The organism is Actinomycetaceae bacterium MB13-C1-2 (genome assembly GCA_035621235.1).
In the GTDB taxonomy this organism is placed as follows: Bacteria; Actinomycetota; Actinomycetes; order Actinomycetales; family Actinomycetaceae; genus Scrofimicrobium.
In genome coordinates, this window is sequence record CP141731.1 from 1,599,005 (window position 1) to 1,610,725 (window position 11,721).

At 58.3% G+C, this 11,721-nt stretch carries 10 protein-coding genes and 3 tRNA genes; 11 read left to right on the forward strand and 2 right to left on the reverse strand.

All coding sequences use genetic code 11. The features are described 5' to 3' along the window. Positions 1 to 6: 6 nt before the first annotated feature. The 4 genes from U6G28_06980 to U6G28_06995 are packed head-to-tail and all read left to right on the forward strand — an operon-like array spanning position 7 to position 3,508. A complete protein-coding gene (locus U6G28_06980) occupies positions 7 to 519 on the forward strand; it encodes a hypothetical protein (GenBank protein ID WRS29277.1) in 513 nt (170 codons plus the stop codon). Positions 520 to 525: 6 nt separating this feature from the next. Then, on the forward strand, positions 526 to 1,620 hold the full coding sequence (locus U6G28_06985) for an HlyD family efflux transporter periplasmic adaptor subunit (protein ID WRS29278.1): 1,095 nt from the start codon (positions 526 to 528) through the stop codon (positions 1,618 to 1,620). After that, positions 1,617 to 2,321: an ABC transporter ATP-binding protein gene (locus U6G28_06990; GenBank protein WRS29279.1), complete on the forward strand. Its 705-nt coding sequence runs from the start codon at positions 1,617 to 1,619 to the stop codon at positions 2,319 to 2,321. Before U6G28_06985 ends, U6G28_06990 begins: the two co-directional genes overlap by 4 nt. A 29-nt stretch (positions 2,322 to 2,350) precedes the next feature. Beyond that, the gene (locus U6G28_06995) at positions 2,351 to 3,508 is read left to right on the forward strand and encodes an ABC transporter permease (GenBank protein WRS31212.1); all 1,158 of its coding nucleotides are present in this window, start codon (positions 2,351 to 2,353) and stop codon (positions 3,506 to 3,508) included. A 402-nt stretch (positions 3,509 to 3,910) separates the two neighbouring features. On the opposite strand, the gene U6G28_07000 is transcribed toward U6G28_06995, so the two are convergent. After that, positions 3,911 to 4,675 (reverse strand): glycerophosphodiester phosphodiesterase family protein, encoded by a 765-nt coding sequence (locus U6G28_07000; protein WRS31213.1) that lies wholly within the window; start codon positions 4,673 to 4,675, stop codon positions 3,911 to 3,913. 159 nt (positions 4,676 to 4,834) lie between these two features. On the opposite strand from U6G28_07000, the gene gltX reads away from it, so the two are divergent. From gltX to U6G28_07025, 5 genes are all read left to right on the forward strand, one after another. Beyond that, positions 4,835 to 6,352 carry a glutamate--tRNA ligase gene (gene gltX, locus U6G28_07005; GenBank protein WRS29280.1) on the forward strand — a complete coding sequence of 506 codons (1,518 nt, stop codon included), beginning with the start codon at positions 4,835 to 4,837 and terminating at the stop codon, positions 6,350 to 6,352. Positions 6,353 to 6,459: 107 nt separating this feature from the next. After that, a tRNA-Gln gene (locus U6G28_07010) sits at positions 6,460 to 6,531 on the forward strand. Positions 6,532 to 6,562: 31 nt separating this feature from the next. Further along, positions 6,563 to 6,635 (forward strand) — tRNA-Glu (locus U6G28_07015). A 179-nt stretch (positions 6,636 to 6,814) separates the two neighbouring features. After that, positions 6,815 to 6,887 (forward strand) — tRNA-Glu (locus U6G28_07020). Positions 6,888 to 7,027: 140 nt separating this feature from the next. Then, positions 7,028 to 8,296 carry a glycosyltransferase family 4 protein gene (locus U6G28_07025; GenBank protein WRS29281.1) on the forward strand — a complete coding sequence of 423 codons (1,269 nt, stop codon included), beginning with the start codon at positions 7,028 to 7,030 and terminating at the stop codon, positions 8,294 to 8,296. Between the two features lie 374 nt (positions 8,297 to 8,670). On the opposite strand, the gene U6G28_07030 is transcribed toward U6G28_07025, so the two are convergent. Further along, positions 8,671 to 9,408, reverse strand: a complete 738-nt coding sequence (locus U6G28_07030) for an IclR family transcriptional regulator (GenBank protein ID WRS29282.1) — start codon at positions 9,406 to 9,408, stop codon at positions 8,671 to 8,673. A 252-nt stretch (positions 9,409 to 9,660) separates the two neighbouring features. Between U6G28_07030 and leuC the strand changes: the two genes are divergently transcribed. Then, positions 9,661 to 11,061 (forward strand): 3-isopropylmalate dehydratase large subunit, encoded by a 1,401-nt coding sequence (leuC, locus tag U6G28_07035; GenBank protein ID WRS29283.1) that lies wholly within the window; start codon positions 9,661 to 9,663, stop codon positions 11,059 to 11,061. A gap of 13 nt (positions 11,062 to 11,074) precedes the next feature. Next, positions 11,075 to 11,686 carry a 3-isopropylmalate dehydratase small subunit gene (gene leuD, locus U6G28_07040; protein WRS29284.1) on the forward strand — a complete coding sequence of 204 codons (612 nt, stop codon included), beginning with the start codon at positions 11,075 to 11,077 and terminating at the stop codon, positions 11,684 to 11,686. Positions 11,687 to 11,721 lie beyond the last annotated feature (35 nt).

Consider the following 11,721-nt stretch of genomic DNA (forward strand, 5'->3'; position numbering starts at 1 on the left):
ACTGACGTGAGAACTTCCAACCGAGTAACCCGCGTCGCTGCTGCGATTTCTGTTATAGGACTAGCTCTGTCACTGTCGGCGTGCGGCCCCGCCGCTACCCCCCAGTCGAAAGCCGCGCCCGCCCCTCAGTCGAATGGCACCGCGACTCCGACATCGCTAACCCGAGAGGAGTGGGAGCAGGAGTATACGAAGTGTTTGGCGAAGGAGGGCGTCGATATGTCCTTTGGCGGCAACAAGTCGGTAACGATGACGGAGGAGGAGGCTGACGCGATGCTCGCAGCCAATGAACGCTGCGAAAAGCAGCTTGGCGAGATGCCCCCGCTCCCCGAAGCTCAGCAAGCTGAACATGACGCTGAACTCCTTGAGTTCATGAGGGAGACCGCGAAATGCTACCGCGATAACGGCTACGACGTTCCCGACCCCAAACGACCCGAGGATCTGCACCTCCCCGAGAGCGTGCCCGACGAGATCGCAGAGAAGTGCGATGGTGGTTTCGTCACTCGCGTGACAGTGGAGTAGGCGGCCTTGGAAGAATCAACCAACACTCACAAAGCGGGCGACGTATCTCAGCGCAAACGCTGGCCATGGGCTCTGGCGCTCGTCGTGACCCTGTGCCTGGGCCTGGGCATCACCTACACGGCTCTTGGTAAATCTGCTCAAGGGGCTAGTCCGCAGTCGGCCGATCCTCCCGCCATGGCAGAGGTGGCTAAAGGCACTCTATCCGGAACAAAGCGAATGCCCGGGACACTGGATTTCACTGAACCCAAAGAGCTTCGTGCAAACGCTGAGGGTACGGTTACCTGGTTGCCTCAGGGCGGAGACACGATTGGCGCCGGAGAAGTTCTCTACGCGATAGATAACGTGGGTCGTTATCTGATGCACGGCCAGACGCCGGCCTGGCGTGGCTTCACCGAGGGAATGGATCCCGGACCCGACATCGAACAGTTGGATCGTGCTCTCGCCGAGCTTGGATTCTTCTACGGTGACCCAGGACCCTATTTCACCTGGTCGACCATGAAAGCAATCATGGACTGGCAGCGAGCAACGGGACAAAAGGTTACCGGCGAAATCGAACTCGGATCAGTCGTCTTTTTACCGACGGACGTTCGTGTCGCAGGAATCGTGGCGAACCTAGGAAGTGTGGTCAATCCAGAGAGTCCGGTATTGCAGCTCTCTGGGCAGACGAAGGAAGTCACTGTCAACGTGAAGTTGAGTGACCAGCAACTCGCCCAGGTTGGAACTGAGGTCGAGGTCGAACTCCCCGCCCAAAAGAAAGTCGGAGGCGTCATTCGAAACGTCGGACAGACCCAGGATGATCCATCGAAGAAGGACGGGGCAGTGGTGATACCCGTTACTGTCGCGCTAAACGACCAGGAAGCAGTAAGCGGTCTCCAGCGAATCAACGTGAGCGTGGACTTTCCCTCCGAGGTGCGCGAGAACGTCCTGTACGTCCCACTCGAAGCGCTAAGCGCGCTCTCCGGTGACCAACTTGGAGTTGAAGTCATGGAGAACGGTCAAGCGCGCAAGGTGCCGGTCAAGGTAGGACTTATTGCTGGAGGATTCGCGGAGATCGAGGGCGACGGAATCACCGAGGGAACGAAAGTTGTGGTTCCGTCATGATCGAATCTGGTCGGACTCCTGTGGTCGAATTGCGCGGGGTAGAAAAGCACTATGGGAAGCCACCCGTTAGGGCGTGCGCTGGCGTAGATCTGCAGATTAGGCACGGAGAGTTCTGTGCGATTGTGGGTCCGAGCGGATCGGGCAAGTCAACCCTGATGAACCTGATTGGAACGCTGGACACACCAACAAAAGGGCAGGTCCTGCTCGAAGGGCATAACGCCGAAAAGCTCTCGGATAGCAGACTTTCCGGTTTGCGTGCCCGCACGATTGGATTCGTCTTTCAGCAGTTCCATCTCGATCCCGGGGTCAGTGCCTTGCACAACGTGGCCGACGGTCTCCTCTATCTCGGGGTGCCGGGGCGCAAACGGATGGCTCAGGCGAGGGATGCCCTCGGACGAGTTGGTCTTTCGGAACGTGGCGCCCACAAGCCAGCGCAAATGTCTGGTGGTGAGCGGCAGCGGGTGGCGATTGCTCGTGCGCTCGTAGCACGTCCACCTTTACTACTGGCAGACGAACCAACCGGCAACCTGGACAGCGCCTCGTCCGAGGCGATCATGCGGTTGCTATCCGATTTGCACGGGCAGGGCAGCACGATCGTCATGATTACCCACGACCGAGAACTGGCATCGAGAGCCGAACGTCAAATAACTGTGCGTGACGGCCTAGTGGTCGACGATTCGAGGAAAGTGAGCGCGGCGTGAACAGATCGAAGTTGCGAGTCGCGGACCTCATGCGTTTGGGACTGCATGGCTTGTTCTCGCGGGCCTCGCGGGCGTTGCTGTCAGCCCTAGGCATAGCGGTTGGTATTGCCGCCATTATTGCAATCACGGGGATTTCGACCTCTAGCCGGGCGCAGTTACAGCAGGAGCTAGACTCGCTCGGCACGAATCTTCTCACTGCGGTAGCGGACTCGTCGGCGGATCGAACCGGAATGAATGAGGCTCAGCTGCCGGAAGGCACAGTTAACCGTGTGCGATCAGTTGAGGGCGTGTTTTCAGCGAGTTCTACCGCAATCCTGCCGGAACAGAGCGCCTATCGCAGCGAGTTGATCGACAAGAATGTCACCGGCGGAATAGAAACTATGGTGGCCGATCTCGCTTTGCTTGACGTAACTGCGACCGAACTCGCCAAGGGCAAATGGCTCGATTCGGCAACTTCGACTTTGCCAACGGTTGTCCTCGGGGACAAAGCCGCGCAACGGCTGGGCGTGGTGAGTGTCGGAAGCCAAATCCTCCTGGGTGATCAGCAGGTCACGGTTGTCGGCATTCTAAAGCCGTCCAAGCTTGCCCCTGAACTGGATCTTGCTGCACTGGTTGGCGAGTCCTATGCGCGCAGTGTTTTTGAGTTCAGCGGCAGCCCCAGCACCATCTATCAGCGTTTGGATGAGTCGACGATCGATTCTGTTCGGCAACTGATTCCGGCAACTGTGAATCCGCGGGCGCCTGCGGAAGTGAAGGTGTCTCGTCCCTCGGACGCACTCGTTGCGAAGCAGGCGGCTGATCAGGCATTCACCGGTTTGTTGGTGGCACTGGGCGGAGTCGCACTCTTGGTCGGCGGCATTGGGGTTGCAAATACCATGGTGATCTCCGTGCTTGAACGTCGCGGTGAAATCGGCCTGAGGCGTGCCCTGGGGGCCACCCGAGTCCATGTTGCACTACAGTTCCTGGCCGAAGCGGTGGCTCTGTCGCTCCTTGGCGCGGCACTGGGCTTGGTCCTCGGAATCGTGGTCGTGGGGATTGTCTGCGAAATCAACGGATGGTCACCGACGGTCTCGGTTCCAGGGATGGGCCTAGCGCTGGGGACGACAATTCTTATCGGTGCGGCGGCAGGTCTGTATCCGGCGATCAAGGCGTCGAGGGTGGCGCCCTCCCTCGCACTGGTTGCCTAACTTCCCGCCCTTGGGTCGGCGTTCACGTCAATCGGTCTGTGAGAACGTGGCGCCGACCCTTGTCCATCCGGTGTCTGTGCCGCGAACTTGTTTCCAAGATCGCGGCACAGAGTCCGCGCATCTCAAATCAGACGAGTGAAGGTTCCCCGGGGCTAGACAAGCCACGGAACCGTCACGAGGCATTGGCTCGGTGCGCGAAATAGTGGCGAAGCTGCGACGCGAGATGCTAGGGCGTGTCTCCTATATCTCTGCTCGCTTATCTCTGCTTGCTGTGGTGACCGAGAAATCCGCGCTTGCTACGTTGTCATCGTCGGCTTTGCCACCAGCAAAGCCTCCTCTTCCGCCTTGCAACCACGAGTTTCCCGGGCATCCTCGCCCGAGCACAGATTCAGGAGACACACCCTAGTGACCAAGCTTGTCGGCGACGTCGGTGAACACCCCAGTGCAACCCCAGTTGAACAGCTGATTTGCGCGCGCCCTAGAGTTAACAGTCCAGACGTTCACCCCGTAACCTGCCGCAGACAGCATGTCGATCTGCGGCTTGATCATCTGGCCGTCTTCAAGATGCGCATAACTGGCTCCCAGCGTCTCGAGGGTCGTCAGCCAGTCCTCCGCCACGGTCCGCTGTTCCCAGAGCATCCCGATCGCGTACTGGGGTGCGCGTTCATGAAACCTTTCCAATGTGAGAGCGGAGAACGAGGAGATGATAATCTCAACGCTTGGAGCTAAACGGTCCAGTTCAGCGATCACCGCGTCAACCAGACGCTCGGTGCCAGCCTTACCCATCTGATTCGATTTGAGCTCCACGTTGCAGTTCATCTTGCTCTCATTGAGGAAGTCGATGAACTGCGAGAAGGTCGGCATGGCGGTACCAGCAAAGTCTTGACTGAACCAGGAGCCCGCATCAATGTTGGCAAGGTCCGCTGCCGAGTAGTCAGCAAGTCGACCGGAGCGGTTCGTGGTTCGATCGAGTGTGGTGTCGTGCAGGACGATTGGAGTGCCGTCCCCGAGGATATCGACATCCATCTCAAGCCAGGAAGCTCCGCTGTCGCGTGCCAGCCCAAATGCGGGCATCGTGTTCTCGGGAGCGCGGTGATTGAGCCCCCTGTGAGCAAAGACGATCCGGTCACTGGTTGGAACGTGCGCGGTTGGTTCTCCTACAACCATCAAAGGACTCTCCTCGGCCGAATACTGTGAGCGTGGTCTAATGAGGCCAACTAGACCAGTGTGCCACGCAAACAGCAACCGCTCAGAGGGTGTACTTCTGGTCACGACTGTCTTTAGCGCCACAGAGTCCATATGGGGCGGAAGGTAGGATTTCGAATCATGGCTAACTCATCTGTTCCCGCTCCCGCCGATTCGCCGGTTCGCGTTCGCTTCTGTCCTTCGCCCACCGGCTCACCTCACGTCGGGATGGTCCGCACCTGTCTCTTCAACTGGGCCTACGCGCGCCACGTCGGCGGCACCTTTGTCTTCCGAATCGAGGACACCGATGCTCAGCGCGATTCAGCCGAGAGCTACGAGCAAATCCTCGAGTCCCTGCGCTGGCTCGGTTTGGACTGGGACGAGGGTATCGGAGTCGGGGGTCCATACGGTCCGTACCGTCAATCCGAGCGGATGGACATATACCGGGACGTCGCCAACAGACTCGTTGAGGGTGGCTACGCCTACGAATCGTTTTCCACCCCCGAAGAGGTTGAGGCGCGCCATATTGCCGCTGGTCGTAGCCCCAAGCTCGGATACGACGGCTTCGATCGTGATTTGAGCGACGAACAGAAGGCGGCCTTCCGCGCCGAAGGGCGAGAACCGGTCATTCGCATCAGGATGCCCGAGGAAGACATCACCTTTAGCGACCTGGTTCGCGGCGACGTGACCTTCCAAGCCGGTTCGGTTCCTGACTATGTGATTGTTCGCGCGAACGGAGACCCGCTCTACACTCTGGTCAACCCGGTCGACGACGCCCTAATGAAGATCACTCACGTCCTCCGCGGCGAGGACTTGCTCAGTTCGACGCCCCGACAGGTCGTGCTCATGCGTGCGCTGATAGAACTTGGCGTAGCCGAGCAGATACCGCTCTATGGTCACCTCCCGTACGTGATGGGCGAGGGCAACAAGAAGCTTTCTAAGCGCGATCCCGAATCGAACCTGTTGCTGCACAGGGCAAACGGCATGATCCCCGAGGGACTACTGAACTACCTGGCCCTGCTTGGTTGGTCAATTAGTCCGGACGAGGATATCTTCACGATGGACCAGATGGTTCAGGCCTTTGACATCGCTGATGTCAACCCGAACCCGGCACGTTTCGATCTGAAGAAGTGCACCGCGATCAACTCCGATCACATTCGGATGCTTGAACCCGATGACTTTATGCGCCGAATTGTTCCGTTTTTGCATCAGGAGAACTTCGTTAGCGCAGAGAACTTTGACTCGCTGCTTCCCGAGGAACAGCGTGTCGTTCGTGAGGCGTCCCCTCTGATCCAGACACGGGTTCAGCTCCTCAAGGAGGCCCAGGGGATGCTTGGCTTTTTCTTCGTGTCCGACGAGGAAGTGGTGTTGGAGGAGGACGCGATGAAAACTCTGCGTCCCGAGTCTGAGCAGATTCTTGCGCAAACCATTGAGGTTCTTACCGCGATTCCTGAGCAGGATTTCACTGCGGAGAGGGTCCAACAGTCCCTTCGAGATTCTCTGGTAGAGGAAATGGGAGTAAAGCCACGTTTGGCATTTACCCCCGCCCGAGTCGCGATCAGCGGACGCCGCGTGTCCCCGCCACTGTTCGAATCAATGGAAATTCTGGGTAAAGGCTCTTCGATTCGCAGGCTGGAACGACTGGCCGAGCGGATCTAGAAAGGTGACCCGTGACGGCACTCACGCCCAGAATATTTGAGTGGAGTGGCGCAGTTCCGGTAGCCTTTCACCTTGTCGGTTCCCCTCACGGAGACTGGCAAAACCCTTGGGGTATGGTGTAATTGGCAGCACGAGTGATTCTGGTTCATTTAGTCTAGGTTCGAGTCCTGGTACCCCAGCAGGTTGGTTCTTTGGAACTGATCGATCCTGGCCCCCGTCGTCTAGCGGCCTAGGACGTCGCCCTCTCACGGCGGTAACACGGGTTCAAATCCCGTCGGGGGTACTCTACGATTGAGATGTGGAACAGGAAGCTAGCTTCCAGCTTCACGTCGATTGAGTTTGCTGAGTGAGATTCGTCGAACTCAGTTGGTCTGATTGGATCGATACTGCCGGTCTCCCGGTAAGTCGAAGCAGCGGACTAGTTTCCGCTTCTGAAGTAATATTCAGAAGTGGGATACATAGGCCCCCGTCGTCTAGCGGCCTAGGACGTCGCCCTCTCACGGCGGTAACACGGGTTCAAATCCCGTCGGGGGTACTTCATCCGAGTGGTTATGCATCATTTGGAAGGCAGTACATGACGTGGCGAAGGCTACGTGACGAGGCTCCGCAATCTGGGCAGTTGCACCGGAGGGCGGAGCCTTCACTGTATCTGCCCGGGCTTTATGTGGGAGTGGAATGAAGATCGTTCACGTAACCGATGCATTCGCGCCGGTGATGGGCGGTATCGAAACGCAGGTTGCCGCACTCGCCTTTCAACAGGCGGTGAGTGGTGATGACGTCACCGTTCTTACCACTACGATGCAGCATCCACGTCGCGGTGTCGGAATATCGGCTTCAGAGAAACTTGTCCGCGAAAATGCGAGCGACGAAGTTCCATATCGAGTTATCCGTTCCGAATGGCCGAACCCGGCCGGTTTTCCCGTTGATCCTCGTGCGGCAAAACGCTTCGAGGAACTGATTGGAAATGAACAACCGGATGTCGTCCACATCCATGTTGGTGAGTTGACCCCCGTAGCGACCCATGTACTCCTACGGTTGCAGGACTCCACTGTGCCAACTGTGGTGTCCGTTCATTCGATTTGGTCAGGATTTCCAACAGTTCCGCTCTACCGCGCGGGGGCCCGTGTGGTTGGCCTTGAAGACGCTCCCGTAATTTGGCTCCCCAACTCTGAGCTAACAGCAACGGCGGTGCGTAAGGTCATCGATTCGGAACGGGTAAGAGTTCAAAACAACTCCGTTGACGCCGCGGGCTGGCAGGTTGCACCGATTCCGCACGAGGGGCTTGTCGCCGTTAGTGCGACCCGGTTTGCTCCGCGTAAACGAGTCCCCGAACTACTCGAGATCTTGCGGGATGCGGGGCATAGTCTGGGCATCAATGGTCCCTTGTCCATGCCCCGATCCGAGGCTCGAAAGGACAGTCGCACAGCAAACGCCTCGGAAACGTCGCTGAGGACTAGGACTGAAGTGGTGCCGGGAGCTTACCCGTTGCGTGTCGTGATTGCGGGGGAGGGCTCCGGGCTCGAATCCGCCGAGCGGTTCATCGAATCTAACGGAATGACCGGCTGGGTCTCGCTTCCCGGCCGCCTTGATAAGGCGGACCTGGTGAACCTCTACGCGCAGTCGGACATTTATCTCTCTCCGAGCGTGAAGGATGCATTCTCGATCTCAGGACTTGAGGCGCGTGCGGCTGGACTGGCGATCCTTTCTCGCTCACAGTCTGGTTTTGGCGCCGCCGTCCACGATGGGGTCGAGGGAAGAAGCGTTGCCACCGATCAAGAAATGACTAGCACTCTAGTTGAATGGGCACGGGAACCGGAGGCGGTCGAGGCTTACAAGCGCCACAATCGGCAAACCCCTATGCCATACACCTGGGATCATGCGCTTCCACAGTTCAAGAGACATTACGAGGATGCCGCAGAACTAAGAAACCTAGGCCGCCACTAGTCGCGGCATCGGTTGGGAAACATGGCCGTCGTCGCCCGTTTCGCGCCGAGATAATGTGGGCAGTGGGCAAGAAGGCGGAGGTTTTGGCTAGCTATCCAGCACGAAGCCCGGTGAGACTGCTAGGACATCCCAAGGATTTGTGCGCGCACTTATGCGTCTGCAGAGTATCTGCCAGTGTGGCTGGTTTCGCGTCTAGATCAGACATTCCTAACGGTCAAACCAGCCACATCGGCAGAAAATACCGGTGCATTGCCCGTTGGTAGAGGGGTGACAGCAGAGCATCTGCCAGTGTGGTTGCGCTCTCCTGAGGCGCACCAGGGTTTTCCGCCACAAACCAGCCACATCGGCAGAAATTACCGGTCCGAGCCGGAACGCTAGAGTCCCATTTCCTCTGCGGTGCGCAAGAACTCGGTTAGACGGTTCGCGGCTGCAACGACTGCGGGCCCATACAGACGACCAGGTTGGCGGCCCATACGTTCAATCGGTCCGGAGACTGAGAGCGCGGCTATGACGCGACCATCAACCCCTCGTACCGGCGCGGAGACGGAGGCAACACCCGGCTCGCGTTCCGCGACAGATTGCGCCCACCCACGCCGACGCACCTGCGAGAGCGTAGTGGCAGTGAAAGTAGCGCCGATCAGGCCCCTGTGTAGCCGCTCTGGCTCTTCCCAAGCGAGTAGTACCTGAGCGGCTGACCCGGCCTTCAGCGTCAGTGTTGCCCCGACAGGAATCGAATCGCGCAGGCCGACCTGTCTCTCAGCCGCTGCGACGCAGACACGGTGTTCGCCCTGCCAACGGAACAGCTGCGCCGATTCTTTCGTATGGTCGCGGAGCGCCACAAGAATGGGCATGGAAGAGGAGATGAGTCGATCCTCACCCGCAGAAGAGGCGAGTTCTTGAAGCCTTGGACCCAGGACGAACCGCCCCTGCATGTCCCTGGCAACGAAACGGTGATACTCCAGCGCGACCGCTAGTCGGTGGGCTGTGGGCCGCGCCAGTTTCGTCGCAGCCACAAGCTGAGCAAGGGTAGCGGGGCCGGACTCGAGAGCGTTCAGAACGAGCGCTGCTTTGTCGAGTACACCAACACCGCTTGAGTCCGTGTTGCTGTCCATATTTGGATACTGCCATTCCAACTAGTGAGATGCCAAATCGTTATCGAATGGAATTCCAAAATGTCCGACATTCACCCGCGGCATATATCACGGTGCGAGGGACGGACACCCTCAACACATTGTTCCCTATGGAACTAACCTGGCGTGAGATTATGACACGCCAATCTGCTTGTTTCTTGACGATTTCACAGCAGAATGGCGCGGAACTAGAACCGATTTGATTGACCGCTTACCGGTGGGAGATTAGGACACATGGGTAGCACAATGGCTGAGAAGGTGTGGCGCGACCACATCGTCAAACCCGGCGAAGACGGAGCACCTGACCTGCTCTATATTGATTTGCATTTTCTTCACGAGGTAACGAGTCCTCAGGCTTTCGAGGGTCTTCGACTTGCCGGGCGCCCGGTGCGCCGCCCCGACCTGACCATCGCGACGGAGGACCACAACACTCCCACCAAGGACATCTTCCTGCCGATTAGCGACCTAACTAGCCGACTTCAGATCGATACGCTGAGGAAAAACGCTCGTGAGTTTGGGATTCGTCTGCACTCTCTGGGAGACCCCGAGCAGGGCATTGTCCACGTTGTCGGCCCGCAACTCGGTCTGACGCAGCCGGGGACCACGATAGTCTGCGGTGACTCCCACACTTCGACTCACGGAGCTTTTGGGGCTTTGGGAATCGGAATCGGAACCTCTGAGGTCGAGCACGTTCTGGCGACCCAGACTCTTCCACTTCAGCCGTTTAAGACCATGGCCATAACCGTCAATGGCTCACTCCGGCCGGGAGTCTCAGCAAAAGATGTCATCCTGGCGGTTATCGCAAAGATTGGAACCAACGGCGGCCAGGGCTACGTCCTTGAGTACCGGGGCCAGGCAATCCGCGAGCTTTCGATGGAAGGCCGCATGACCATATGCAACATGTCCATCGAGGCGGGCGCGCGTGCTGGCATGGTCGCTCCCGACCAGACGACTTTCGATTACTTGAAGGGCCGTCCGCATGCGCCAAAGGGCGAGGAATGGAACTCCGCGGTTGAGTACTGGAAGTCCCTGGTTACTGACGAGGACGCTGAGTTCGACGCCGAGGTAATCCTGGATGGCGATAAAATCGAACCGTTTGTCACTTGGGGGACCAATCCCGGGCAGGGTGTGCCGCTTTCCAGTGAGGTTCCCGATCCGGAGAGCTTCGATGACCCGAACGATCGTGCCGCCGCAGAACGGGCCCTTGAGTACATGGACCTGGAAGCCGGTACCCGCATGAAGGACATCCCCGTTGATGTCGTCTTCCTTGGATCCTGCACCAATGCGCGTATTGAGGATCTCCGTGCCGCCGCCGAGGTTCTGAAGGGCAAACAGAAAGCCGATTCCATAGAGATGATGGTGGTGCCCGGGTCTGATCAGGTTCGTATCCAGGCCGAGGCCGAGGGCCTAGACCGGGTGTTCAAAGACTTCGGAGCCGACTGGCGCAATGCCGGATGTTCAATGTGTCTGGGAATGAATCCCGACCAGTTAGCTCCCGGTCAACGGTCTGCTTCGACCTCGAACCGTAACTTTGAGGGACGCCAGGGCAAGGGCGGGCGAACCCATCTGGTTTCGCCTGTTGTGGCCGCGGCAACGGCTATCAAGGGAACGCTGGCCAGCCCGGCGGACCTGTAGGACGGAGGACAACATGGAGAAATTCACCACTCATACTGGGATCGGAGTCCCTCTACGTCGTTCTGCTGTCGATACCGACCAGATCATTCCTGCGGTATTCCTCAAGCGAATTACCCGAACCGGATTTGAGGACGCCCTTTTCTCGGCTTGGCGACGCGAGCCAGATTTTGTTCTCAACGATCCAAGCTACACCCAGGGATCGGTCCTAATTGCGGGCCCTAACTTTGGGACCGGATCGTCACGCGAACACGCTGTCTGGGCACTGAAAGACTACGGTTTCAAGGTTGTGCTCTCGACCAAGTTCGCCGACATTTTTCGGGGCAATGCCGGAAAACAGGGCCTGGTTGCGGGGGTGATTTCGGAGGAAGACTGCAATGCCCTGTGGAAGCTTCTTGAGACGGAGCCAGGAGCTGAACTGACCGTTTCGCTCGAAGAGCAAACTGTATCGGGCGGGGGAGCCACCTACCCGTTCCAGATCGATGAATACACTCGCTGGCGTCTGATGGAAGGGCTGGACGATATCGGCCTTACGTTGCGGTCAGAGGATGCAATTGAGACCTATGAGGCGGCGCGTCCCGTCTGGAAGCCTCGAACTCTGCCCGAGTACACCTCGCCTCTTTCGTAGATGTTCGCTAACGGCACTGGGCGAAACAGGCCACT